At 65.2% G+C, this 23,883-nt stretch carries 22 protein-coding genes and 1 pseudogene; 12 read left to right on the top strand and 11 right to left on the bottom strand.

What is annotated here, in order from left to right; genetic code table 11:
- Positions 1–24: 24 nt before the first annotated feature.
- The 6 genes and pseudogenes from XdyCFBP7245_RS09610 to XdyCFBP7245_RS09585 form a co-directional block, all read right to left on the bottom strand.
- Positions 25–744: an MOSC domain-containing protein gene (locus XdyCFBP7245_RS09610; RefSeq protein WP_104615466.1), complete on the bottom strand. Its 720-nt coding sequence runs from the start codon at positions 742–744 to the stop codon at positions 25–27.
- Positions 741–1,943, bottom strand: a complete 1,203-nt coding sequence (locus XdyCFBP7245_RS09605) for an aminotransferase-like domain-containing protein (protein ID WP_104615465.1) — start codon at positions 1,941–1,943, stop codon at positions 741–743. The genes XdyCFBP7245_RS09610 and XdyCFBP7245_RS09605 overlap by 4 nt, the downstream gene beginning before the upstream one ends.
- A gap of 396 nt (positions 1,944–2,339) precedes the next feature.
- A pseudogene (locus XdyCFBP7245_RS09600) lies at positions 2,340–2,730 on the bottom strand (nuclear transport factor 2 family protein).
- A gap of 60 nt (positions 2,731–2,790) precedes the next feature.
- Positions 2,791–3,045: a DUF6587 family protein gene (locus XdyCFBP7245_RS09595; RefSeq protein ID WP_104615464.1), complete on the bottom strand. Its 255-nt coding sequence runs from the start codon at positions 3,043–3,045 to the stop codon at positions 2,791–2,793.
- 1 nt (position 3,046) lies between these two features.
- Entirely contained in the window at positions 3,047–4,906 is a 1,860-nt protein-coding gene (feoB, locus tag XdyCFBP7245_RS09590) for a ferrous iron transporter B (RefSeq protein WP_104615463.1), read from the bottom strand.
- A complete protein-coding gene (locus XdyCFBP7245_RS09585; RefSeq protein ID WP_104615462.1) occupies positions 4,903–5,151 on the bottom strand; it encodes a FeoA family protein in 249 nt (82 codons plus the stop codon). Before XdyCFBP7245_RS09585 ends, feoB begins: the two co-directional genes overlap by 4 nt.
- A 116-nt stretch (positions 5,152–5,267) precedes the next feature.
- Here XdyCFBP7245_RS09585 and XdyCFBP7245_RS09580 point away from each other — a divergent pair, with 116 nt between their 5' ends.
- The 5 genes from XdyCFBP7245_RS09580 (at position 5,268) to XdyCFBP7245_RS09560 (ending at position 8,960) form a co-directional block, all read left to right on the top strand.
- Positions 5,268–6,065, top strand: coding sequence for an enoyl-CoA hydratase-related protein (locus XdyCFBP7245_RS09580; RefSeq protein WP_104615461.1), 798 nt, complete (start codon positions 5,268–5,270; stop codon positions 6,063–6,065).
- A 34-nt stretch (positions 6,066–6,099) separates the two neighbouring features.
- Positions 6,100–6,996, top strand: a complete 897-nt coding sequence (locus XdyCFBP7245_RS09575) for a hydroxymethylglutaryl-CoA lyase (RefSeq protein WP_104615460.1) — start codon at positions 6,100–6,102, stop codon at positions 6,994–6,996.
- A 145-nt stretch (positions 6,997–7,141) separates the two neighbouring features.
- On the top strand, positions 7,142–7,912 hold the full coding sequence (locus XdyCFBP7245_RS09570) for an SDR family oxidoreductase (RefSeq protein ID WP_104615459.1): 771 nt from the start codon (positions 7,142–7,144) through the stop codon (positions 7,910–7,912).
- A 101-nt stretch (positions 7,913–8,013) separates the two neighbouring features.
- Entirely contained in the window at positions 8,014–8,580 is a 567-nt protein-coding gene (yeiP, locus tag XdyCFBP7245_RS09565) for an elongation factor P-like protein YeiP (protein ID WP_104615458.1), read from the top strand.
- The gene (locus tag XdyCFBP7245_RS09560) at positions 8,580–8,960 is read left to right on the top strand and encodes a hypothetical protein (RefSeq protein ID WP_104615457.1); all 381 of its coding nucleotides are present in this window, start codon (positions 8,580–8,582) and stop codon (positions 8,958–8,960) included. Before yeiP ends, XdyCFBP7245_RS09560 begins: the two co-directional genes overlap by 1 nt.
- A gap of 250 nt (positions 8,961–9,210) precedes the next feature.
- Here XdyCFBP7245_RS09560 and XdyCFBP7245_RS09555 read toward each other — a convergent pair whose 3' ends face one another.
- Genes XdyCFBP7245_RS09555 through XdyCFBP7245_RS09545 form a run of 3 tightly spaced genes read right to left on the bottom strand, consistent with a single transcriptional unit; the run spans position 9,211 to position 12,846 of the window.
- The gene (locus XdyCFBP7245_RS09555) at positions 9,211–11,103 is read right to left on the bottom strand and encodes a DUF7844 domain-containing protein (RefSeq protein ID WP_104615456.1); all 1,893 of its coding nucleotides are present in this window, start codon (positions 11,101–11,103) and stop codon (positions 9,211–9,213) included.
- Entirely contained in the window at positions 11,100–11,393 is a 294-nt protein-coding gene (locus XdyCFBP7245_RS09550; protein WP_104615455.1) for a DUF2388 domain-containing protein, read from the bottom strand. The genes XdyCFBP7245_RS09555 and XdyCFBP7245_RS09550 overlap by 4 nt, the downstream gene beginning before the upstream one ends.
- Before the next feature lie 34 nt (positions 11,394–11,427).
- On the bottom strand, positions 11,428–12,846 hold the full coding sequence (locus tag XdyCFBP7245_RS09545) for an FAD-binding oxidoreductase (protein ID WP_104615454.1): 1,419 nt from the start codon (positions 12,844–12,846) through the stop codon (positions 11,428–11,430).
- Between the two features lie 208 nt (positions 12,847–13,054).
- Between XdyCFBP7245_RS09545 and serA the strand changes: the two genes are divergently transcribed.
- A complete protein-coding gene (gene serA, locus XdyCFBP7245_RS09540) occupies positions 13,055–14,296 on the top strand; it encodes a phosphoglycerate dehydrogenase (RefSeq protein ID WP_104615453.1) in 1,242 nt (413 codons plus the stop codon).
- Positions 14,297–14,535: 239 nt separating this feature from the next.
- Here serA and XdyCFBP7245_RS09535 read toward each other — a convergent pair whose 3' ends face one another.
- Positions 14,536–15,084 carry an NUDIX hydrolase gene (locus tag XdyCFBP7245_RS09535; protein ID WP_104615513.1) on the bottom strand — a complete coding sequence of 183 codons (549 nt, stop codon included), beginning with the start codon at positions 15,082–15,084 and terminating at the stop codon, positions 14,536–14,538.
- A 176-nt stretch (positions 15,085–15,260) separates the two neighbouring features.
- On the opposite strand from XdyCFBP7245_RS09535, the gene XdyCFBP7245_RS09530 reads away from it, so the two are divergent.
- From XdyCFBP7245_RS09530 to XdyCFBP7245_RS09505, 6 genes are all read left to right on the top strand, one after another.
- A complete protein-coding gene (locus XdyCFBP7245_RS09530) occupies positions 15,261–16,733 on the top strand; it encodes an amino acid permease (protein WP_170068594.1) in 1,473 nt (490 codons plus the stop codon).
- A gap of 79 nt (positions 16,734–16,812) precedes the next feature.
- On the top strand, positions 16,813–18,243 hold the full coding sequence (locus XdyCFBP7245_RS09525; RefSeq protein WP_104615451.1) for an amino acid permease: 1,431 nt from the start codon (positions 16,813–16,815) through the stop codon (positions 18,241–18,243).
- 91 nt (positions 18,244–18,334) lie between these two features.
- Positions 18,335–18,988, top strand: coding sequence for a methylthioribulose 1-phosphate dehydratase (locus XdyCFBP7245_RS09520; protein WP_104615450.1), 654 nt, complete (start codon positions 18,335–18,337; stop codon positions 18,986–18,988).
- A gap of 35 nt (positions 18,989–19,023) precedes the next feature.
- Complete coding sequence (locus XdyCFBP7245_RS09515) at positions 19,024–19,590, top strand: 1,2-dihydroxy-3-keto-5-methylthiopentene dioxygenase (protein ID WP_104615449.1); 567 nt, start codon at positions 19,024–19,026, stop codon at positions 19,588–19,590.
- A gap of 2 nt (positions 19,591–19,592) precedes the next feature.
- Positions 19,593–20,291, top strand: coding sequence for an acireductone synthase (gene mtnC, locus XdyCFBP7245_RS09510; protein WP_104615448.1), 699 nt, complete (start codon positions 19,593–19,595; stop codon positions 20,289–20,291).
- 508 nt (positions 20,292–20,799) lie between these two features.
- Positions 20,800–21,834, top strand: coding sequence for a C13 family peptidase (locus XdyCFBP7245_RS09505; protein ID WP_104615447.1), 1,035 nt, complete (start codon positions 20,800–20,802; stop codon positions 21,832–21,834).
- Between the two features lie 269 nt (positions 21,835–22,103).
- Here the strand turns inward: XdyCFBP7245_RS09505 and XdyCFBP7245_RS09495 are convergent, their stop codons facing one another.
- A complete protein-coding gene (locus XdyCFBP7245_RS09495; protein ID WP_104615445.1) occupies positions 22,104–23,690 on the bottom strand; it encodes a calcineurin-like phosphoesterase C-terminal domain-containing protein in 1,587 nt (528 codons plus the stop codon).
- Positions 23,691–23,883 lie beyond the last annotated feature (193 nt).

Genomic DNA, 23,883 nt, shown 5'->3' with positions numbered 1-23,883 from the left:
GCACAGCGGTTTTGTTAGCTGTTCTTAGTCGTCGACGCCGCTCAGGCGCCTGCTCCAGCTTTCCCCTTCGCTGCGCTGCAGGCGGTGCTCGAACAGGGCCCGCCACGACGGCACCAGCGGAAGACGCAGCAGCTCGGTGATGGTCGCGACGTCGACTTCGCGTGCATACAGCACCTGCTGTAGCCGCGACAGGCTCCACTGCGGATGCGGTCGCTCCTGTAATGCCAGCGTGTTGCCGGACGCCACCACGCCGGGTTGCAGCACCCGGTAGTACCAACCGGTGCGGCCGGTTTCCTGCACGCGGCGCGCCATGTCGCGCACACCGAAGCGGTCCGACAGCTTCCAGCACGGCTGACGCAGCTGCGAGACTTCCACCACGGCCGTGCCCAGCGTAAAGCGGTCGCCCAGGCAGACCGTGGCCTCGGTCAGGCCGGTGCTGCTGAGGTTCTCGCCGAACGCGCCGGCCGCTTCCAGCAGTGCATGCGCGCCAAGCTCCTGGCGCCAGGCAGCATAGTGGTCGCGCGGATAATGATGAATCGCCTTGTCCGGCCCGCCATGCACGCGCCGGTCACCTTGCTCGTCGCCTTGCAGTCCTTCGACACCCACCTGCAGCGGCCCCTGCACGACGCGCTTGTCGATCGCGCTGCGGCTGCCGGGGCGGGTGAAGTCGCGCGCAACACCAATTGCCACGCTATCGATGTGCGTGGCAACTGGCGCTTGCGACACCAACGCGGGCGATGTCATGCGCCCTGCCCCGGCAGTTCGGCCAGCGCCTCGCGTAGCACCTCACCCAGCACCTGGATGCCGGCATCGATCTTCTCGCCCGGCACGGTGACGAACGACAGCCGCAGCGTGTTGACTTGCGGCAACGTCGCAAAGAACGGCGCACCCGGCACGAAGGCGACATTGCGTGCGATCGCACGCGCCAGCAGCACGGTGCCATCCAGACCGGGCTGCAGGGTCACCCACAGGAACATGCCACCTTCGGGGCGATTCCACTGCACCTGCGCCGGGAAGTGCCGGTCCAAGGCTTCCAACATCAGGCTGCACTGCCGCGCATACAGTGCGCGGATCTGCGGGATATGCGTGTCGAGAAAGTCGTCCTGCAGCGTCTGATACACCACGCGCTGGGTAAACGAAGGCGTATGCAGATCGGCCGCCTGCTTGGCCTGGATCAGCTTACCCAGCACCGCCTCCGGCGCGACGACATATCCCAACCGCAACCCGGGCGCCAACACCTTGGAGAACGAGCCCATGTAGATGACGCCTTCCGGGTTCATCGACAACAGGCTCGGCAAGGGTTCGCCGCTGTAGTACAGCTCGCCGTACGGGTCGTCTTCGACGATCGGTACGCCGGCCTCGGCCGCACGCGCGACCAGCGCCCGACGTCGCGCCAATGGCAGGCGGCGACCGGTGGGATTCTGAAAATTGGGCAGGCAGTACAGAAAGCGCGCATCGGCCAGCAGCGCCGGATCCAGCGCATCCACTACCACCCCATCCTCGTCCGATGGCATGCCGACAAACGCTGGCTGGAACAACGAAAACGCCTGCAACGCACCGAGATAACTCGGCGTCTCCACCAACACCTTGCTGCCTTCGTCGATGAACACCTTGCCGAGCAGATCCAGGCCCTGCTGCGAGCCGGTGGTGATCAATACCTGGCTGGGCCGGATACTGGCACCATCGCGACTCAGGCGCGCGGCTATCCATTCGCGCAACGGCGCATAGCCTTCGGTGGGGCCGTACTGCAACGCCGCCTGCGGCGCATCGCGCAACACCTGGTCGCTGGCTGCGCGCATGCGCTCGACCGGAAAGGTTGCCGGCGATGGCAGACCGCCGGCGAAGGACGTCACCTCCGGCCGCTCGGTCACCTTGAGGATTTCGCGAATCGCCGAACTGGTCAGCGCCTGCGCACGTCGGGAGATCTGAAAGGAGGTCGTCATGCCGCAAGCATACCCAACGCCCGCAACGCCGGCGCTGTGCACTGCAGCGTGCGTGCTGCGAGGTAGAGCGCTGGCAGCACGTGGCGAGCCGTCGTCAGGTGGGTGTAGACGGTCGCGTCTAGAACCGGAACGGACGAGTGGACACTGCCGCACCGAGCAGCGGCGGCGCCCAACTGGCGGTGTGCGCAGCGGCGTCGTTCGACGCTCTTAGGGAAGCTCTGAACAACGCTGCCTCAGGCCTTCGATCGAAGCATGAGCCAAGCTGCGTCAGCCGTAAGCGCTTGAGTTTTAGTAAGGACGCTTACCGGGATCAGGCGAAGCGACAAGCTTCCCCGCTGGTCAGCGAGTTGTTCAGAGGTTCCTTAGCGGAAGCAAAGAAGCCGCTGTCGCTGCAGGCTACCGATACGCCGGACCAACCCAGGCGGTGCCTGCGCTACGCGTGATCAAGGTCTTCCAGCGCTTGCGCACCAGCTTGTCGCGCGAACGGAAGGTCATGCGCAGACCCGGCAGGCCGAGCGTGGCGCGTGTTTCGACCATCGCCGATTGGTCATCCGGCGCGATCTCGATCTTGGTAATCGAGCGCTTGTAGTCGATCAATTCTTCCGGCTCGGCCACGGGGCGCATCTGCTGCAGCACCTGTGCCCACTCGCCGTTGGACCTGACTCACCATCGCCTTGTCGTGCGCCGCGTAGAAATCGCGCACCTGCGTCTCGTCAAGCGCATTGCCACCATCGTTGTACAAACCCGCAACCGCGGCCAAGACCGCCAACAACACCAGCAAACGCATGCACCGCCCCCTGTCGCGCCGCGTCCTGCGGCCGCGCAAGTGTAGCGGAGGCGAACGGGATCAATGCTTGCGCGTTGGCGCAGGGCCGCAACTGTCGCAACCACCGCAGGCCGCACTGCCCTGCGTGGCTGGAGGCGCCACGCGTCGTCCCAGGGTCTGCATCCAGGTCGGTCGTCCATCGCGCAGCAACGCCAGCGCCAGCGCGCCCCGCATCCCGCGCAAGACACTCGGGAACTGCTTCTTCATCACCACCCACAGGCTGAGCAGCACCGCGACGGCGATGACCATGTATTGCAGGGTGAGCGAAAGATCCATGTCAGCCGGCACCAAACAGCACGGCCAGCTGGTAAGTCACCAGCGAGGCAAGGTAGGCCAGTGCGAACAGATAGACCGCACTGATGGTCATCTGCTTCCACGAGTTGGTTTCGCGCTTGATCGTGGCCAGGGTGGAGATGCACATCGGCGCGTAGATATACCAGACCAGTAGCGACAGCGCGGTGGCCAGCGACCAGCCGTCGCTGATCAACGGCGATAAGGCCTGCGCCGCTGCATCGTCATCGGCAGCCGACAACGCATAGACGGTGGCCAGCGATGCCACCGCCACTTCGCGCGCAGCCAGGCCGGGAATCAGCGCGATGCAGATCTGCCAGTTGAAGCCCAGTGGGGCGAAGAACACCGCCATCGCGTGGCCGATGCGGCCGGCAAAGCTGTAGTCGATCGGCGGCAAGGTGGCATTGGCCGGCGCAGCCGGGAACGACAACAGGAACCACAGCAGAATGGTCAGCGCCAGGATGATGCCGCCGACGCGCTTGAGAAAGATCACCGCGCGTTCCCACAAGCCCAAGGCCAGGTCGCGCAGCTGCGGCACGCGGTACGACGGTAGTTCCAGCATCAAGGGATGCTCGCTTTTGTCGCGACGCCACTTCTTCATGGTCCACGACACCAGCAACGCGCTGACGATGGCGGCGGCATACAGCGCAAACAGCACTAGTCCCTGCTGATTGAAAATGCCCCACACGGTTTTTTGCGGGATGAAGGCACCGATCAGCAGCGCATATACCGGCAACCGCGCCGAGCACGTCATCAATGGCGCGACCATGATGGTGGCAAGGCGATCGCGCGGATCCTGGATGCTGCGCGTGGACATGATGCCCGGCACCGCGCACGCAAAGCTCGACAGCAACGGAATGAACGAGCGCCCGGACAGGCCGGCCGCCGCCATCATGCGATCGAGCAGGAATGCCGCACGCGGCAGATAGCCGGATTCTTCCAGCGCCAGAATGAAGGCGAACAGGATCAAGATCTGCGGCAGGAAGACGATCACCCCGCCCAGGCCGGCGATGATGCCGTCCTTGAGCAGACTGTTGAGCGGGCCCTCCGGCAGCGTGGTGCCCACCCACTGGCCCAGCAGTGCGGTGCCGGCATCGATCAGGTCCATCAGCGGCGTGGCCCAGGCGTACACCGCCTGGAAGATCAGGAACATCACCACCGCCAGCGTCACCAAGCCCCAGATGGGATGCAGCAGCCAACGGTCCAGCGCATCGTCCACGCGCGAGGTCCGCGTCGGCATGGTCACCGCCGCGCTCAGGATCTGCCGAACCTGCGCATGGTAATTACCGTCGACAGGCGGCGTGGCGGTCGGTGCCGCCAGGCTGGCGGCCTGCGCATCGATGCGCTCGACCAGCGCCTTGGCGCCGCCGCGTCGCACCGCCACGGTCTCCACCACCGGCACGCCGAGCGCCTGCTCCAGGGCCGGCAGATCGATCACGATGCCACGCCGTTGCGCCGCATCGACCATGTTCAGTGCCACGATCATCGGCCGCCCCAACTCGCGCAGCTCCAGCGCAAAGCGCAGATGCAGGCGCAGATTGGTGGCATCTATCACGCACACCAGCACGTCCGGCGCCGGCTCGCCGGGGTAGAAACCGCGGCACAGGTCGCGGGTGATCGCCTCGTCCAGGCTGGCCGGTTGCAGGCTGTAGGCGCCGGGCAGATCGAGCACCGCAAAGTCGCGGCCGGACGGCGCACGGAAATGCCCTTCCTTGCGCTCGACGGTGACGCCGGTGTAGTTGGCCACTTTCTGGCGGCTGCCGGTGAGCTGATTGAACAGCGCGGTCTTGCCGCTGTTGGGGTTGCCCACCAGCGCCAGACGCAACGGCACGGCCGCCGCATTCATGCCGATGCTCCGTCTGGCCGCACCTGCACGCGCGCGGCTTCGCTGCGGCGCAGGGCAAAACGCGTGTAACCGACCTGCACCAGCAATGGCTCGCGGCCGACCGGCCCGGTGGCCAACACGGTGACCTCCTCGCCTGCGACAAACCCCAGCTCGCGCAGGCGCCGGGCGATCGTGTCGTTGGGGAGACGATCCTCCACGGAGTCCACGATGGCGGCGCGATGCAAAGGCATATCGGACAGCGTCACAAAGACGGCCTGATTGTTAGGAATGGTTCTCAATTCTAGCATCGACGCACCGCGTCATGGCTCCGGCGACCCGTGCCGCTATCATGGTTCGCATCCCATTCATGGACGCATCCGCAATGCAGGACACCGGCTTGATCGTTGAGGACCACGGACCGGTCCGCACGCTGCGGCTGCACCGCCCGACCGTGCACAACGCCTTCGATGCGACCTTGATTGCCGCGTTGACCGACGCGTTGCGGCAGGCCGGCACGGCGGCGCACATTCGCGTGGTGATCCTGACCGGTGACGGCGGCGCCTTCTCTGCCGGCGCCGACCTGCACTGGATGCGCGGTATGGCCACCGCCAGCGAGGCCGAGAATGCCGCCGATGCGTTGGCGCTGGCGCGCCTGATGCGTACGCTCGACGAACTACCCAAACCCACCATCGCGCGCGTTAACGGCGCAGCTTTCGGCGGCGGCGTGGGACTGGTGGCGTGCTGCGATATCGCCATCGGCTGCACCGAGGCGCGCTTCGGCCTGACCGAAAGCAAGCTCGGGCTCTTGCCCGCGGTGATTTCGCCGTATGTCATCGCCGCCATCGGCGCACGCCAGGCGCGCCGTTGGTTCGCCACCGGCGAGATCTTCGACGCCGGTACCGCGCAGTTGTTGGGGCTGCTGCATCAACTGGTGGCGGCCGATCAACTAGACATCGCGGTGGAGCGGCAGGTGCGCCTGCTGCTGGCGGCCGCGCCGCTGGCCGCCAGCACGGCCAAGTCGCTGGTCCGCTCGGTGCTGCCAGCCGCCGACCGCGATGCCGTCGATGCCGCCAACGCCGCATGGATCGCCCGCTTGCGCGTCTCTCCGGAAGGTCAGGAGGGCCTGAGCGCATTCCTGGAAAAACGCTCGCCGGCCTGGGTGCCGGAGAACGCGGCATGAGTGCGTTGGCCGTTGTGCGCGGCGGGGCTCGCGCATGAACGACTTCGTGCGCATTGTCGAGGTCGGCCCGCGCGATGGGCTGCAGAACGAGGCGCAGCCGGTCGCCACCGCCGACAAGATCGCGTTGATCGATCGGTTGTCGGCCACCGGCCTGCGCACCATCGAGGCGACCAGCTTCGTGAGCCCGCGCTGGGTGCCGCAGCTGGCCGACGCAGCCGAGGTCTTCGCCGGCATCACCCAGGCGCCAGACATCGCCTATCCGGTGCTGGTGCCGAACCTGCAGGGCTATACGCGGGCGCAAGCGGCCGGCGCGCAGGAAGTGGCGGTCTTCACCGCCGCGTCGGAGGCCTTCAACCGCACCAATACCAATGCCGGTATCGACGAATCGATCGAGCGGTTCCGGCCGATCCTTGCACAGGCTGCCAGCGACGGCGTGCGCGTGCGGGGCTACGTCTCCACGGTGCTGGGTTGCCCGTATCAAGGCGAGGTGCCAGTGGCCGACGTGGTGGACGTCGCGCAGCGGCTGTACGCACTGGGCTGCTACGAAATTTCGCTGGGCGACACCATCGGCGTCGGCACCCCGCGCAAGGCGCGCCAGATGCTGGCCGCAGTGGCAGAGGTGGTGCCAATGCACGCACTGGCGGTGCATTTCCACGACACCTACGGGCAGGCGCTGGCCAACATCGCCGCCTGCCTGGAACAAGGCGTGCGCGTGGTCGATGCCGCGGTGTCCGGCGCCGGTGGCTGCCCATACGCCAAGGGCGCCAGCGGCAATGTCGCCAGCGAAGACGTGGTGTATCTGCTGCACGGCCTGGGCATCTCGACCGGGATCGACCTGCCTGCCCTTGCCCACACCGGCCGCTGGCTGGCGCAGCTCCTGGGCCGCGACACCGGCAGCAAGGTCGGCAAGGCGCTGGCGGCCGCCGGCTGACACCGCGCCGTTGCCGTTGCCGTTGCAGCACAAGCATCCCCCGGCACGATCGCGCAAAGGCTTCGGCTAGAATTGCCGGCCGTCTCGGCCACCGTTGGCGTGCCGACAGCCGTCGGCAGTCATGTCTCTACCAGGGAACCACCGCATGCAGTCATCCTCTGTTCTTGCCGTCATCACCGGCGGCGTGTCCGGCCTGGGCCTGGCGGTGGCGCAACGCATCGTTGCAGACGGCGGCAAGGTCGCGTTATTCGACGTCAATGCCGACAAGGCCGATGCGGCGCTGGCGTTGCTGGGTGCCGGTAACGCGCATTACTTCGCCACCGATGTCACCGACGAAGCGCAGGTGTCCGCCAATATCGCGCAGGCCGCGCAAGCGCTGGGCGGGCTGAATCTTGCGGTGAACTGCGCCGGCATCCTCGGCGCCGGCCGTGTGCTGGGCAAGGAGGCGCCCATGCCGTTGGCGACCTTCCGCACCACCGTGCTGGTCAATCTGGTCGGCAGCTTCAATGTCGCCAAGGCCGCGGCCGATGTGATGCAGCACAACGCCGCCGGCGACGATGGCGAGCGCGGGGTGATCGTCAACACCGCATCGGTAGCCGCCTATGAAGGTCAGATCGGCCAGGCGGCCTACGCCGCCAGCAAGGGCGGCGTGGTTGGCATGACCTTGCCGATGGCGCGCGAACTGGCGCGCTTTGGCATCCGCGTGATGACGATTGCACCGGGCGTGTTCTGGACCCCGATGGTCGACGGCATGCCCGAGGCCGTGCAGCAATCGCTGTCCGCCTCCATCCCGTTCCCCTCGCGCCTGGGCCAGCCCGACGAATACGCCGACACCGTCGCCTTCATCCTGCGCAACCGCTACCTCAACGGCGAAACGATTCGCCTGGACGGCGGCGTGCGGTTGGCGCCCAAGTAGGCCGGGAATGGGGAATCGAGAATGGGGAATCGCAACAGCGCCCTACTCTCAGCACCCCGCTACCGGCTTTTCCAATTCCCTATTCCCTACTCACGATTCCCATGAAAGCTAACGACATCAAGAAAGGCAACGTCGTCGAATACAACGGCGGCATTTACCAGATTCGCGACATCGAGCGCAGCTCGCCGCAAGGGCGCGGCGGCAACGTGCGCTTCCGCTTCATCATGTACAGCGTGCCGGGCGGCGTAAAAACCGATGCCAGCTTCGATGCCGACGACAATCTGCCCGAAGTGGAGCTGCTGCGTCGCCTGTCCACGTTTTCGTACAAGGATGGCGAGGCGTTCGTGTTCATGGACGACGAAGACTTCACGCCCTACACCTTGGACGCCGATGTGATCGGCACCGATGCCGGCTACATCACCGATGGCTTGACCGGCATCTATGTGCAGGTGATCGACGACCAGCCGGTGGCGGTGCAGCTGCCGCAGACGGTGACGCTGGAAGTGATCGAGACGCCGCCGGAGCTCAAGGGCGGCACCGCCACCAAGCGTCCCAAACCGGCCAAGCTCAACACCGGCATGGAAATCATGGTGCCCGAGTACATCACCAACGGTGAGCGCGTGCTGGTCAACACCACCACCGGCGAATTTGCCGGACGCGCCGACTGATGCGTCGCCTGGCCGTTGCCCTGACGTTGGGGCTGCTGGCTGCCTGCACCGCGGAACCGGCCCCTGCGCCGGCCTCCGCTGCGGTCGCCTGCACCGATCCCAAGGTGGAAGACGAATGGCTGCAACATCCGGCAGGCCTGTGCGGCATGCCGGAGGATGTGCGCAAGCTGGTGGAGGACTACGACACCTGCGAACACTTCGCCGGTGAAGAACCGTATGACGCCGACCGTCGCCACGAAATCGAAGTGGCGGTTGCGCAGTTCTGCACACCCGCACCGGCACGCCTGGCCAAACTGCTGCAGCGCTACCGCAACGATGCGCAGGTGAGCCGGTGGTTGCGGCAGTACGCCACCCAGGCGGATTTACAGCCGGCGAGCTGAGCAGCACGTGCAGAGAGACGTACCGGCTTGCTGCGCACTCGATGGCAGCAAGCCGCTCTTCCATGCTGAAACGTGCTGAATAGCGCGCATTTTTCGCTGGTTTTTGCGCGGGAACGCTACGTGCGCGCGGTCGTCAGCAACGAATCGCTCGCTCTGTCTAGAAGCGCCACTTAGTCGCACGCCTGTCCGATTGTCGACTGCACTTGCACGATGTCTGTAGCGCCATCATCAACCGACGCAGACGCCAACCTTATTGCTCGCCAAGCGCCTGGTGCGCCGGCACCGGCACCGACGCAACCGCCTGCACCGGCTGTGCAAGCATCCGCAATCGTGCGCGCAGCGTTTCAATGTTCGCCTCGCCCTGCTCCAGATCGGCACGCAACTCGGCCGGCAACTGCTGTCGGCCCAGGGCCTGCAATTGCTTCCACCCATCGGCCAGGCCGCTGCTCGCCCGGGCGACCTGCGCGCTCACACGTTGCTGCTCGTCGGCCTGCGGCAATCCGTAGCCGGGGCCATCGAAACCGGAGCCATCGAGAAGCGCCGCCGGGTGACTGAGCTGCGCCTGTCGTGCAAACAGGCTCTGTAGTTGATCCTGCACTGCTGCACGCTCGGCAATGCCGGGCCGCAACAGGCGCTTGAGCGCATCGCGCGCCACCAGTTCCTGCCGCCGTAACGCGGCTTGTTCCAGCAGCAATGCGGCTGCGGTTTCGCGCAGGCCGCCGCGCTCGAACCACTGCGCGCGTGCATCAGGCGCGGCATCCAACCACTGGACCACACTCGTCTGCGGCACCGGGATGCCGCGCCGAAGCACATCGAACATGGCCTGATAATGCGCGGCCGACGATTCGAAGTAATAACCCTGACGTGTGGCCTGCGCGCGGTCGTCCAGCACACGCAGGTCGGCAAGGCCGGCACGCTGCAGGCGCTGGCGCACGCCACGCGGAGTGATCGACGACAGCCCAGCTGCGGCCAGACGCGGCACACTGTCGTGCAGCAGCTTGTAGGTTTCCACCGCGCAGTTGTTGCTGATGAAGTAATAGCGCCCGTCGTAGCTCCAGTGCACCTGCGCGGCGCGCGTCAGCAAAGCGGCGATCTCATCCGGGCTCAGCGCCAGCGGCACCGACGACAGGGCACGCAGTTCCACCTTGGTGTATTCGTCGATGACCTGGTTCAGCGGCAGCACGAACAACCGCGACGGATACGAGCCGGTCAGCCCACGCCAGCTTGAGATCTGCACATCACCAACGAATGCCCGAAACGACAGCACGCGGTGATACTGCAGATCCAGCCGGCACGCCGGCCCGGGCACGCGACCGGGCGCGCAGATCACCAGCCGCAACATGCTGTGGCCCCAGCGACTCATCGGCTGTTCGTTGCCTTCGGCAAGCAGATAGTCCACTGCATAGACCCGCGCCGGGTCCAACGCCAGCAGCGACATCGCACCGGCATCGTTGTCGGCCTGCAGATACGGCAAGGTCGGCGCGCATGCTGCCGCGTCCTGCGGCGGTCCTAGCCGCTCGGAAAACCACGCCGCCAGCGCGGGACGGCGGCAGGCATAGTCCGCATCCAGCACGTAGTGCTCGAGATTGACCGCAACGAATTCGGCCGGGCTATGCCGCTCGTAAGCATCGGGACTGCGGTCGCTGAAGCGGTTTGCGCCGCGTCCGATTCGCCAGGGACGCACCTGCCAGCCGGCAAGATCGCGCAGGCGTGGGTCGCGCGACAACGCACTGCCCGCTCCACGATCGCGCACATGTGCCAATTCGTGCACCAACGCTGCCATCGCCGCCCGCGTGGCTGGCGCGCCGATGTCGGAGCGTGCGCTGGCGGACTGCATGCTCCAGGCATCCAACAGCGTCTGATCGAGCAGGATGCGATTGCCGATCGCGCGGCCGTGCACTTGCGCCGGCAGATCGCGGCGCCACTGCAATTGAATGGGTGCCGCGTCGCGCATCATCCAGCCCGTCGGCAACCGTTGTTCGACCTGCTGCACCAGCGCCTGGCTTGCAGCGCGCTCTGACGCAGTCAACTCCGATGCGACAACCGACACCTGCAGCGTGGGCGAAACTTGCGATTGGGCTTGCGCCGCCGGTGCGATCGCTGCGGCCAGCCACAGCCATGCACACCGGCGGCGACGATTCACTGCGCCAGGATGGACTGCGCCAGTTCCAGATCGCTGGCCACACGCGCCGCATCGCTGCGACTGCGCAATTGCAGCAACGCCGCTTCCAGACGCGCGCCGCGAATGGCGCCATCGCTGGCGACGAAGCCGGCCGCATCTTCGCGTGCGTCGGCAACCACCTTGTCGTCGCCGGAACTGCTGCTGTTGGACGAACCGGCAGACGATGCACCGGCCGAAGTCCCCGCAAGACTGGATGCGGCAGCTGCCAGCGGCAGCAGGGTCAAAGCACAAAACACCAGAGAGCGCATCATCGGCGTGTCGATTCCATGTGAGGTGATGAAGAGACTACCCGGCAGGCGTCGCGCCGGGCAGCTCATCCATGTCGAACAGCTTGCCGGGATTCAGCAAAAGATGAGGATCCAGCACATGTTTGACGCCACGCATCAGCGCAATTTCTGCGGCGGAGCGCGTGCTCCACAGGTACGGCTTCTTGACCAGGCCAATGCCGTGTTCGGCGGAAATGCTGCCGCCAAAGCGCTGCAACGCGTGCGCCAGCACCTTGGTGACCTGATCGCAGGCCGTCACAAAATCGGCCTGGCTGGTGTCGTCGGGCTTGAGCACGTTGATATGCAGGTTGCCGTCGCCGATATGGCCGAACCACACCACATCGAAGTGCGGATACGCCTGGCCGAGCAACGCCTGTGTTTCGGCCAGAAACGCCGGCATTGCCGAGATGCGCACCGACACGTCGTTCTTGTACGGCGTATACCGCGCCACCGCTTCGGTGATGCCCTCGCGCAGCCGCCACAGTTGCGCGGCCTGCGCATCGCTCTGGCTGATCACCCCGTCGCTGACCCAGCCCTGCTCCATGCAGGTTTCAAACGCAGCCATCGCGGCGGCCTCCTGCGCTGCATCGCCGGCGGCAAACTCGGTGACCACGTAATACGGGTGGACCTGCGCAAACGGTGCCTGCGCGCCGTGCGCGAGCACGTGCTCCAGCGCGCGGTCGGTGAAGAACTCGAACGCTTCCAGACGCAGCTGCGCGCGAAACGCGGCAAACACCTGCATCAATACCTCGAACGAGGGCAGTGCCAGCAGCATCACATTGCTCGGCGGCGGCGGGTCGGTCAGCCGCAGCGTCGCTTCGACCACGATGCCGAGCGTGCCTTCGGAACCGATCATCAGATGACGGAAATCGTAGCCGCTGGAATTTTTCACCAACGCATTGTTGAGCTCGAGCAACTCGCCGCCACCGGTGACCACTTTCAAACCGGCCACCCACTCGCGCGTGTTGCCATAGCGGATCACGCGAATGCCGCCGGCATTGGTGGCGATGTTGCCGCCGATCGAGCAGGACCCGCGTGCGGCAAAATCCACCGGATACACCAACCCATGCTCGCGCGCGGCGTTGTGTACCGCTTCCAGCGGCATGCCGGCCTGCACGGTGAGGGTGCGATCCACCGCGTTGAAGTCCAGCGGCTTGTTCAAGCGTTCCAGGCTGAGCACCAGCTCGCCGTTGGCGGCCACCGCGCCACCGGACAACCCTGTACGGCCGCCCGATGGCACCACCGCCACGCCTTGCGCATTGGCCCATTGCACCACGGCCTGCACGTCTTCGACCGAGCCTGGCAGTGCGATGGCCAGCGGGTTTGGCGTCCAGCGCCGGGTCCAGTCCCGGCCGTAATGCTCCAGGTCGGCCGGCTCGGTCTTCAAACGCAATGCCGGCACGGCCTGTTGCAACGAAAGAATGCGGGGATCGGTCATGGGGCACGGCGCGGCAGTAGGAACCGCACAGCGTGCCAGTGCGCGCCGGCCTCGTCCAGTTGCGCTGTGGTGCGCTTGCGCTGCGTTGGATTCAGCTGAAACCGTTGCAGCGCAAGGGATTGCCGCGTGCAACCCATGCATGGCGAGCACCCAATCCGGCACCTCATCTGGCATAGTTGCCGACCCGATTGCTGCAATGCGCTCCCCCATGTCGCCGAAGAGAACCTCGTTCCCCAAGCAGGACATCCGCGTCCTGTTGCTGGAAGGCATCAGCCCGACTGCCGTGGATGTATTCCGCGCCGCCGGTTATTCACAGATCGAATTGCACGCCAAGTCGTTGCCCGAAGACGAACTCATCGCGCGCATCGCCGATGCGCATATCGTGGGCATCCGCTCGCGCACGCAATTAAGCGCCGAGGTGCTGGCGCACGCCAAGCGGCTGATCGCGGTGGGCTGCTTCTGCATCGGCACCAATCAGGTCGACCTGGAAGCGGCCGAGCTGGCCGGCATTCCGGTGTTCAACGCACCCTACTCCAACACCCGCAGCGTGGCCGAGCTGGTGATCGCCGAGGCGATCCTGCTGTTGCGCGGCATTCCGCAGAAAAATGCGCAATGCCATCGCGGCGGCTGGTCCAAATCGGCCGCTGGCAGCCACGAAACGCGCGGCAAGGTGTTGGGCATCGTCGGCTACGGCCACATCGGCACCCAGGTTGGCGTACTGGCCGAATCCTTGGGGATGCAGGTGATCTTCCACGACATCGAAACCAAGCTGTCGCTCGGCAATGCCCGTGCGGCGATCGATCTGGACGACCTGCTGGCGCGCTCGGACGTGGTGACCCTGCACGTGCCGGAGACGCCATCCACCAAGGACATGATCGGTGCGGCAGAAATCGCCCGCATGAAGCCTGGCGCGCATCTGATCAACGCCTCGCGCGGCACCGTGATCGACATCGACGCGCTGGATGCGGCGCTTACCTCCGGCCACATCGGCGGCGCGGCGGTGGACGTGTTCCCGGTCGAGCCCAAGGGCAATGGCGATGCATTCGAATCGCCATTGATCGCGCACGACAACGTGATCCTGACCCCGCACGTGGGCGGCAGCACGCTGGAAGCGCAGGACAATATCGGCATCGAAGTGGCCGCCAAGCTGGTGCGCTACAGCGATAACGGCAGCACCTTGTCGGCGGTGAATTTCCCGGAAGTGACGCTGCCCGAGCACCCCGACAGCCTGCGACTGCTGCACATCCACCGCAACGTGCCGGGTGTGCTGTCCAAGATCAACGAGTTGTTCTCGCGCCACAACGTCAACATTGACGGCCAGTTCCTGCGTACCGATGCCAAGGTCGGCTACGTGGTGATCGACGTCAGCGCCAGCGAAGCGCAGGCCACCGCGCTGAAGGAAGGCCTGGCCTTGATCGAAGGGACATTGCGGACGCGGATTTTGTATTGAGGTGTCGGTGCAGGAACGGCCCTCATCCGGCGCGTTGCGCCACCTTCTCCCGCAAGCGGGAGAAGGGAGTGCAGGTCATCCTTCTCCACCTGCCCCCTGCTCCCGCTTGCCGCCTTCTGCCGCCTTCTGCCGCCAGCTCCCTTCTCCCACCTGATCCCTTCTCGCGCGCTTGATCCCTTCTCCCGCCTGCGGGAGAAGGTGCCCGCAGGGCGGATGAGGGCGCACGCCCTGAGCACCCATCACACGCCTCGGGTCACCCACTTCTCGGCCATACGCCGCATCGACGGATCCAGCTCTGGCTCGGCCAGCAGCTCGGCAATCGGGCGCCATGCCAGGGCCAGCGACTCTTCGCTGACGTCGAACGCTTCGTCCGCGCCTGCGACCACTACGTATCGCGCGTCGAAATGCCAGTGCCCCGCTACCTCGCCGCGCGCGGGAATCCAGTGACGGTCCAGGTCGAACAGCTCGGCATCTGCCAGCCGCAAACCGGTCAGACCGGATTCTTCTTCGGCTTCGCGCAGCGCCACCTGCGCCAGATCGCGGTCGCCGTCGGCGTGGCCGCCCAGCTGCAGCCAGCGTTGCAACTTGCGGTGGTGGGTCAGCAGCGTGCGGCTGCCGTCGGCACTGACCACCCAAGCCGAGCCGGTGAAATGACCTTCGACACGCTCGCGCACGAACGCATCGGTGGCATCGTCCAGCAGCTGCACGAACTGGTCGGCCACCTCGGCCTCGTCCGGCCAACATGCACAGTAGGCAGCCAGTTGCTGCCGCAGGGTTGCATCCACCATCTGGCGTTCTCGGTTGCGCATGGATCAGCGACCATTATCGCCATTCATGCTGCGTACGCGCTTGTCGTGAGCGTGTAGCTTTGGCAAGGTAGGCCGCTTGCCTGTCCCATCGGGATGCGGCGCACACCTTCGCCCAGGCGCGCGCGCCTCCGTTCTGCCACTTAGGGATGTACCGAATGCTGAAGTCTCTGTTGAGGGTCAAACCGATCGAGCCCGCTGGACATGTGGATGCGGGCGAACCGGTCGAAGGCAGCCTGCAGGGCGAAGCGACGCTGCAACGGACCCTCACCGCCAAGCACCTGATCATGCTCGGCATCGGCGCGGTGATCGGCGCTGGTATCTTCGTGTTGACCGGGCAGGCCGCGGCCAATCACGCCGGCCCCGCAGTGATGTTGTCGTTCGTCTTCGCCGGTATCGCCTGCGCCTTCGCCGGCCTGTGCTACGCCGAGTTCGCGGCGATGATGCCGGTCTCCGGCAGCGCGTATTCGTACTCGTATGCCACCCTTGGCGAAGGCATCGCCTGGTTCATCGGCTGGTGCCTGGTGCTGGAATACCTGTTTGCCGGTTCCAGCGTCGCGGTCGGTTGGTCCGCCTACCTCATCAGCTTCCTGACCGGCACGCTCGGATTGCCGTTCCCGGCAGAACTTGCAGGTGCGCCATTGGCCTGGGACGGTCATGGCTTTGTCAGCTCCGGCAACATCGTCAACCTGCCGGCGGTGTTGATCGTCGCCGCGGTGAGCATGCTGTGCTACGTGGGCGTCACCCAATCGGCGTTCGCCAACGCGATCGTGGTGGCGATCAAGGTCGTGGTGATCTGCCTGTTCGTCGGCTTCGGCATCGCCTATATCGACCCGGCGAACTGGCACCCCTTCATCCCGGAAAACACCGGCCCGGGCCAGTTCGGCTGGGATGGGGTGTTCCGCGCGGCGTCCATCGTGTTCTTCTCCTACATCGGTTTCGACGCAGTCTCCACCTCTGCCGGCGAGACCAAGGACCCGCAGAAAAACATGCCGATCGGCATCCTGGTGTCGCTGGCGATCTGCACCGTCATCTACATCATCGTCTGTGCGGTGTTGACCGGACTGCTGCCCTACACCCAGCTCGGCACGGCCAAGCCAGTGGCCACCGCGCTGGAAGCGCACCCGCAATTGAGCTGGCTCAAGACCGCGGTGGAGATTGGCGCGATCGCCGGCCTGTCTTCGGTGGTGTTGGTGATGCTGATGGCGCAGCCGCGCATCTTCTACACCATGGCCAAGGATGGGTTGATGCCCAAACTGTTCGGCAAGGTGCACCCGAAATTCCACACGCCCTACGTCGGCACCATCTTCGTCGGTGTGGTCGCGGCGCTGCTGGCCGGGGTGATTCCGTTGAATGTGCTGGGCGAACTGGTGTCGATGGGCACCCTGCTCGCTTTCGCCACCGTGTGCGCCGGCGTGATGGTGCTGCGCTTCACCAAGCCCGAGCTGGAGCGCCCGTTCCGGGTGCCGTTGGCAATGGTGATCTGCCCGTTGGGCGCATTGGCCTGCCTGTTCCTGTTCTTCCAGGCCTTCCAGGAGCACTGGAAGGTGTTCGTGGGCTGGACCGTGATCGGCCTGTTCATCTATTTCGGCTACGGCATCCGCCATAGTCGTCTGGCCCGCAAGGCTTGATTGCGAGTCCCTCGCAACAGCCCGCACATCCCGCACAAGCACGCACCGTCACGCGCAGGGATTCAACAGGAATCGCTCCATGTTCAAACAACTTTGGGCTACCAAACACCCGCACGCCAGCCATGAGGCGGCCGACGGGCTGGGTCTGCAACGCGCGCTCGGTCCCTGGGGGCTGACCGCCCTGGGCATCGGCGCGGTGATCGGCGGCGGTATCTTCGTGATCACCGGCCAGGCGGCGGCCGACCATGCCGGCCCTGCGATCGTGCTGTCGTTCGTGCTCGCGGCGATCTGCTGCGCATTCTGCGCCATGGCCTACGCCGAATTTGCCGCAATGGTGCCGGTGTCCGGCAGCGCCTACACCTATACCTACGCCACCTTCGGCGAGTTGGCGGCCTGGTTCATCGGCTGGATGCTGGTGCTCGAATATGGCGTCTCCGCCTCGGCCGTGGCGGTCAGCTGGACCGGCTATTTCCTCAGCCTGCTGGAACACTTCGGAATCCATTTGCCGGCCGCCGTGGTCAGCGCACCGCTGGACGGCAAGCTGCAACGCACCGGTGCGATCGCCAACCTGCCTGCTGCTGCCATCGTGCTGTTGCTGACCTGGCTATGCTATGTCGGCATCCGCAAGTCGTCGGCGATGAACATGGCGATGGTGATCCTCAAGACCGGGCTGATCATCCTGGTCATCGCGGCAGGCTGGAAGTACGTGGACCCTGCCAATTGGCATCCCTTCATCCCCGCCAACGTAGCACCGGGCAAGTACGGCATGGAAGGTGTGCTGCGCGGCGCCGCGATGGTGTTCTTCGCCTATATCGGCTTCGAAGCGGTGTCGGTGGCGGCGCAGGAATCGCACCGGCCGCAACGCGATCTGCCGATCGGCATGATGTTGTCGCTGGTGGTCTGCACCGTGCTGTATATCGCCATGGCCGCGGTGATGACCGGCCTGGTGCCGTTCACCCAGCTGGGTACCGATGAGCCTGTGGTGACGGCTGTAGCCGCGCATCCGCAGCTGGCCTGGTTGCGGGTGGTGGTGGAAGTGGGCGCGCTGATCGGGTTGTCGTCGGTGGTGCTGGTGATGATCATCGGGCAGCCGCGCATCTTCATGATCATCGCGCGCGATGGCCTGCTGCCGTCGATCTTCACCCGCATCCATCCCAAGTACCGCACGCCGCACATCAATACCGTCATCACCGGTGTAGGTATCGCACTACTGGCTGCCATCTTCCCGCTGGATGTGCTGGGCGAGCTGACCTCGATGGGCACGCTGATCGCCTTCGCTGCCGTGTGCGCCGGTGTCTTGATCCTGCGCCGCACGCATCCGGAACTGCCGCGTCCGTTCCGCATGCCGGCCGCGTGGTTGATCTGCAGCGCCGGTGTCCTGAGCTGCCTGGCGCTGCTGTCGGCAATGACCCTGCACAATTGGATGCTGATGGGGCTATGGACCCTGGTCGGGCTGGTGGTCTATTTCGGCTACGGCTATCGCCACAGCCGTCTGCGCGACAGCCGCTGAGCGAACGCAGGTGCTATGTCTGGGCGTGACAGGGCAAACACCCTGCTGCGCTGCACCTGACCGTAATCCGGTGGGGCAGTAGAATGACGCCATGAATGCGACCACTGCCCCCCTGCCCTATAGCGCCGCCCGTTTGCACGAGCTGGCGCAGTTGCTGATCGGCAACATCCGCGAGCTGGCCCAGGCCGGCTGGACGCCCGCCACCAGCAGCAATTTCTCTCATCGTCTTGACGAACAGCACGCCGCGATCACCGTGTCCGGCCGCGACAAGGGTCGCTTGGTCGAAGAAGACATCATGGTGGTGGACTTCGATGGCCAGGCCGTTGGCCGGCCGCTGCGTCCCTCCGCCGAGACGCTGCTGCACACCCAGCTGTATCGCCGTTTCCCGGAGATCGGCTGCGTGCTGCACACGCATTCGCCAGTGCAGACGATTGCGTCCCGCCTGTATGCCGGCAGCGGCGTGATCCGCCTGGAAGGCTACGAACTGCTCAAGGCCTTCGAAGGCAATACCACCCACGAAACCGCAGTGGACGTGCCGGTGTTCGCCAACACCCAGGACATGCAGGTGCTGGCCGCGCAGGTCGACGCCTTGCTGGACAAACAGAGCATGTGGGGGTATCTCATCGAAGGACACGGCCTGTATGCCTGGGGCCGCAACATGGCCGAGGCACGCCGCCATCTGGAAGCGTTCGAATTCCTGCTGCATTGCGAACTCGAACTGCTGAAACTGCGCGGCCCGCGCTGAGTGTTGTCCCTCCCCCATTCGTGAGCCAGACCGCCATGAGCCGACTGCGTATCTTTGCCGACACCAACCCGACCACACCGGAATTCGACAGCCGCGATGGCGATGCGATTGCCGCCGAGCTGGTCAAGATCGGCGTCACCTTCGAGCGCTGGGCTGCCAGCCAGCCGGTCGAACCCGGCGCCACGCCCGAACAGGTGATGGCCGCCTATCGCACCGATATCGACCGCATCAGTCGCGAGCGCGGCTTCAAGACCGTGGACGTGGTGAGCGTCGCGCCGGATAACCCCAAGCGCGAAGAAATGCGCGCAAAGTTCCTGGACGAACACTTCCACAAGGAAGACGAGGTGCGCTTCTTCGTCGCCGGCTCGGGCTTGTTCACGCTGCACGTGGATGCCAAGGTCTATGAGATCGAGTGCGTCAAGGACGACCTGATCGCAGTGCCCGATGGCACCTTGCACTGGTTCGACATGGGGCCGGAGCCGCATTTTGTGGCGATTCGCTTCTTCACCGAGCCGGACGGCTGGGTCGGACATTTCACCGGCACCGAAATCGCCAAACAATTCCCCCGCTACGCCCCCGAGACACCTCACAAGGCCAGCTGACGATGACACGACCGCAAGCGATCCTCACCGATATCGAAGGTACGACCAGCAGCATTTCGTTCGTCAAGGACGTGCTGTTCCCGTATGCACGCCGCGCCGTGCCCGCCTACGTGCGCGAGCACGGCAACCACCCGCAGGTGCGTCACTGGCTCAACCAGGTGGCCGACGAGATCGGCGAAGACGTGCCGGACGAGGTGTTGATCGCCACGCTGCAGACCTGGATCGACGAGGACCGCAAGCACACCGCGCTCAAGGCCTTGCAAGGCCTGATCTGGGGCGACGGCTACAAGACCGCCGACTTCACCGCGCACATCTATGCCGATGCGGCTATCCAGCTGCAGGCCTGGCACGCACAGGGCATCCCGCTGTACGTGTATTCGTCCGGCTCGGTGCCGGCGCAGAAGCTGTTCTTCGCCCATAGCGATGCGGGCGACCTGAGTGGTTTGATCACCGACTGGTTCGATACCGAGGTGGGCCCCAAGCGCGAGAGTGCCAGCTATCGCCGCATTATCGAGCGCATCGGCAAGCCTGCAACGGAGATCCTGTTCTTGTCGGACGTGATCGAAGAGCTCGACGCCGCCAAGCGCACCGGTATGCGCACCGCGCTGCTGGACCGCCGCGAAGACTATCCAACGCCGCGCTCGCCCGATGACGTGGGCAGCCACCTGCGCGTGGAAAGTTTTTCGCAGCTGGTGTTTTGAGCCGGCAGGTTCGCTGAGACATCGGCTGCCGCGGTGCGGCGGCCGGTGAGGTTGCAAGAACGCCGTGTGTGATGCGTTGGACGTAGGACCTCCAGTCACTTGGACCGAAGCGTCGTGTGACGGATTGGCCCTCATAAGACGACTGATCGCGGTCGCATGAGGGCATCTTGCAAGCAGCACAGCCGTTGAAGCCACCGAAGCAGGCTGGCTTGGCGCTTGCCAGCTAGTGCATGCGTCAGTGGATTAGCTGGTTCGCCAGCTGATGCATGCGCCAACGACGGGGTGGAAGACGATGCGCAGCGGCTTGCAAGGCTGGACGATGCGTTCTGATCTGCGCCACGTTCCTGCCGGCTTGAGCAGTCTCCGCATCTGTCTGAGGGCAGTCGCAGTCGCCAGATGCAACGTTCGATCGACCGCTCCACACTCTCCCATTCCACGCATCATCGAGGCATCGGCGTTGTCCCCATCGTTCCAATCACCCTTGGCGTCGCACGCGTTGACACGCCGGATGCTGGTGCTGCTCGCCGTGGTCTTGCTGGTTGCCGGCTGTCATCCCGATGCGGGTGCGGCGTTGCCGGCACCCACCGCGGACGACGCGGCGCAGGTGGACCCGGTCGACCAGGCCGCGCTGAAAAAAGCGCTGGCCGCCGTGCAGCCGCAGCGCCCCGGCGTCACCGATCTGTATGTCGTCGGCTTTGCCGGCGATGCCAGCGACGACGTGTTTCGCAACGAAACGCTGTACCTCAAACAATTGTTCGAACAACGCTTCGACGCGCGCGGCCGCGTGGTCGCGCTGGTCAACAATCCGGACAATCTGGGCGAGCAGCCGTACGCACCGTTGGCGACTTACGACAATCTCTACGACACGCTCGCTGCGATCGGTAAGCGCATGAATCGCAAGGAAGATGCGCTGCTGCTGTTCGTCACCACCCACGGCACCGAAGATCACACGCTGTACGTGCAAGTGGATCAGAACGAAGAAGACTTCATCAGCCCGCAGGATCTGCGCAAGGCGCTGGACGATGCCGGTATCGACAATCGCATCATCGTGCTGTCGGCCTGCTATTCGGGCGGCTTCATTCCGGCGCTGCGCTCGCCGGACACGCTAGTCCTGACCGCGGCACGTGCCGATCGGCCATCGTTCGGCTGCGGCAACACGTCCAATGCCACCTACTTCGGCCAAGCCTGGCTGATCGATGCGATGAACCGCAGCGACGATCCGCTGGCCGCCTTCGACATCGCCAAGACCGCGATCACCGCGCGCGAGAAACAGGACGGCGAGTTGCCGTCATTGCCGCAACAATCGCTGGGCAGGCGCATTGCGCCGGTACTGGCGCGCTGGCGCGCCGGGCTGCACCTTGGCCCGGCAGTTGCCTATCCTTATCCGCCGCTGGAGGACGACCCCAACGCCGAGATGGACGCCGAAGCGCAGCGCGACGCTGACGCCGAACCGGCAGCCGATACAGCGGGAGCAGCTACGCCAGCATCGACTGCGTCGCGACGCAAAGCGCCGATTCGCACGACGCCCGCATCATCGCGATAAAGCCGACGCGCTGAGACTAATTCTCATTTCGCCAGTAATGTCTGCGCATCGCTACACTCGCGCAGCCAGCAAGCACTTCGCCAGCCAGCACAGATCTTCGCCAGCGCGCCTTCGCCTGCCAGCCCGGATCTCAAGACGCCTCCTTCGTGGAGGCGTTTGCGTTTGTGGGGCTCGATACCGATTCCCCCAGCGATGCCGTAGGAGCGTCCTTGGGCGCGACGGGCGTTACCGCCACGAACTGCTGCGCCGCCTTGCACGCGCGCATCTGCTCAAGGGTCGGCGCGCTGCAAGCGATACACCGTGCGTGCGCTGTATTGCCCGGTTGGCAAAGTAGCGCGCACCTCGACGACATGTTCGCCAACGCCGAGCGTGGTGGGCAACGCACTGCGCCACAGATGCGTCGATGGCGTGGCTTCGGGCGAGCGGTCGTAACCACGCAGTTCCGGCGCTGCATCGTCGCGCGCGTTTTCCGCCAGCAAGCCCGGGTCCGGGCGCTCGACACGCTTCATCGCCTGCCACGGCCCAGCATCGATACGCGACTCCACCACGGTGCTGTCCTGCCCCATGAACACATTGGCGTACACGCCCCAGGCCGGATACGCACCCTGCCGCAGCACCTTGGGCGCAGACAGCGATAGCTGTGCATCGTCGGCCGCGCGTGCGACGTGATAGGCCAGGGTGTAGTCGCCGCTGGAAGCGACCTTCAGCACAGCATAACCGTTGGGCGTGCCGTCGCTCATCGTCGCATCGGGAATACCGTCGGCATCCTTGACCCCGGACCAGAACGCACCGCAGGCGGCGCCAACGTTGTATTCGTGCAACGGGCGCGCGCCCTGCCAGCCTTCGTCCGCGCCATGCTCCACCTGCCGCTGCGTGTGGCTGTGCGCGCTGAGCACCAGCACATGCGGGAAGTCCTTCAGCAGCGCGAACAGGCGGCTGCGGTCGGCATGCCGGAAGGTCTCCTGCCCCGGGGCTGCATCGAACAATGGGATATGCATGCCCAGCACCAGCAGGCGCTCGCGTGGCAGCTGCGCCAGATAGCTCTGCAGAAACACGAACTGGTCTTCGCGCAGGCCGCCCACATATGCCGGCTTGCCGCCGGGCGTATAGATCACATCGTCCAGAAACACGAAGCTGGCGTTGGCTTCTTCCACCGCGTAGGTGTCCGGCCCGTACACCGCACGCCAGCTGTCGAGCGACTGCAGATCGTCGCCGGCATCGACATTCAGATCGTGATTGCCGGGCACATGGAACCACGGCACGCCGAGCTGCGTGGTGACCTTGTTCAAGGCCGGATACAGGCTCAGATCGTCGCTGACGATGTCGCCCAATGTGGTACCGAGCCGGGCGGCGGTCTTGCCGACCAGCGGCGCCACGATATCGCGCTGGTAATAGCCCACATCGGTGAGGCTGGCGGTCTGGCTGTCGGCAAACACCAGCATGTCGAACCCGCTGCCTGCCGCTTCCGAACGCGGCGTCAGCGCGAAATCCCAGTCATGCATCTTGCGACCGGTCGCGGCGATGCCTAGATACTTGCGCTTGATCGAACCGCGCGGCGCGTAGTGCCGCCAGAACCCGGGCAAGCCATCAGCGGCGGGCACAAAACTGCGATCGCCCGGTTTGATCACGAACACCGTCTGCCCCTCGCGCACCGGCAAACGATAGCGACCTTGTGCATCGGTACGCACGATCTGCGTGCCGTTGGACACCGCCACATCGGCAACACCGGACTCATCGGCACTGCGGCCGGCACGCCCGTCGCGCTCTTCGTACACGATGCCATCGACCACCGCATCGCGCGCATACGCGCTGTCGGCGAACACACCCAGGACTAGAAGAGCGAAGCGAAGCTGCATGCGTGTTCCCGCCAAAAGACCAGCAGAAATTGTACCCGCCGGGGCAACGTGGACGGCGCAGGCGTGCAAACCACATCGCATCGTAGGAGCGCACCAGGGCGCGACGGGGCTTTACCGGTAACGCCCCCCATCGCGCTCATGTGCGCTCCTACGCAAAGACCGGTGGGACGTGTACCTGCTCTGCGGCCACGTG

This window comes from Xanthomonas dyei (genome assembly GCF_002939865.1).
GTDB classification, from domain to species: Bacteria; Pseudomonadota; Gammaproteobacteria; order Xanthomonadales; family Xanthomonadaceae; genus Xanthomonas; species Xanthomonas dyei.
Note: the sequence above shows the minus strand (reverse complement) of the source record. Positions and strands in the feature narration are given on the sequence as shown.

Coding starts and splice junctions, on each gene's coding strand:
- XdyCFBP7245_RS09610 (WP_104615466.1), bottom strand. CDS start 744: ATGACATCGCCCGCGTTGGTGTCGCAAGCGCCAGTTGCCACGCACATC.
- XdyCFBP7245_RS09605 (WP_104615465.1), bottom strand. CDS start 1,943: ATGACGACCTCCTTTCAGATCTCCCGACGTGCGCAGGCGCTGACCAGT.
- XdyCFBP7245_RS09595 (WP_104615464.1), bottom strand. CDS start 3,045: ATGGATCTTTCGCTCACCCTGCAATACATGGTCATCGCCGTCGCGGTG.
- feoB (WP_104615463.1), bottom strand. CDS start 4,906: ATGAATGCGGCGGCCGTGCCGTTGCGTCTGGCGCTGGTGGGCAACCCC.
- XdyCFBP7245_RS09580 (WP_104615461.1), top strand. CDS start 5,268: ATGCAGGACACCGGCTTGATCGTTGAGGACCACGGACCGGTCCGCACG.
- XdyCFBP7245_RS09575 (WP_104615460.1), top strand. CDS start 6,100: ATGAACGACTTCGTGCGCATTGTCGAGGTCGGCCCGCGCGATGGGCTG.
- XdyCFBP7245_RS09570 (WP_104615459.1), top strand. CDS start 7,142: ATGCAGTCATCCTCTGTTCTTGCCGTCATCACCGGCGGCGTGTCCGGC.
- yeiP (WP_104615458.1), top strand. CDS start 8,014: ATGAAAGCTAACGACATCAAGAAAGGCAACGTCGTCGAATACAACGGC.
- XdyCFBP7245_RS09560 (WP_104615457.1), top strand. CDS start 8,580: ATGCGTCGCCTGGCCGTTGCCCTGACGTTGGGGCTGCTGGCTGCCTGC.
- XdyCFBP7245_RS09550 (WP_104615455.1), bottom strand. CDS start 11,393: ATGATGCGCTCTCTGGTGTTTTGTGCTTTGACCCTGCTGCCGCTGGCA.
- XdyCFBP7245_RS09545 (WP_104615454.1), bottom strand. CDS start 12,846: ATGACCGATCCCCGCATTCTTTCGTTGCAACAGGCCGTGCCGGCATTG.
- serA (WP_104615453.1), top strand. CDS start 13,055: ATGTCGCCGAAGAGAACCTCGTTCCCCAAGCAGGACATCCGCGTCCTG.
- XdyCFBP7245_RS09535 (WP_104615513.1), bottom strand. CDS start 15,084: ATGGTGGATGCAACCCTGCGGCAGCAACTGGCTGCCTACTGTGCATGT.
- XdyCFBP7245_RS09530 (WP_170068594.1), top strand. CDS start 15,261: ATGCTGAAGTCTCTGTTGAGGGTCAAACCGATCGAGCCCGCTGGACAT.
- XdyCFBP7245_RS09525 (WP_104615451.1), top strand. CDS start 16,813: ATGTTCAAACAACTTTGGGCTACCAAACACCCGCACGCCAGCCATGAG.
- XdyCFBP7245_RS09520 (WP_104615450.1), top strand. CDS start 18,335: ATGAATGCGACCACTGCCCCCCTGCCCTATAGCGCCGCCCGTTTGCAC.
- XdyCFBP7245_RS09515 (WP_104615449.1), top strand. CDS start 19,024: ATGAGCCGACTGCGTATCTTTGCCGACACCAACCCGACCACACCGGAA.
- mtnC (WP_104615448.1), top strand. CDS start 19,593: ATGACACGACCGCAAGCGATCCTCACCGATATCGAAGGTACGACCAGC.
- XdyCFBP7245_RS09505 (WP_104615447.1), top strand. CDS start 20,800: ATGCTGGTGCTGCTCGCCGTGGTCTTGCTGGTTGCCGGCTGTCATCCC.
- XdyCFBP7245_RS09495 (WP_104615445.1), bottom strand. CDS start 23,690: ATGCAGCTTCGCTTCGCTCTTCTAGTCCTGGGTGTGTTCGCCGACAGC.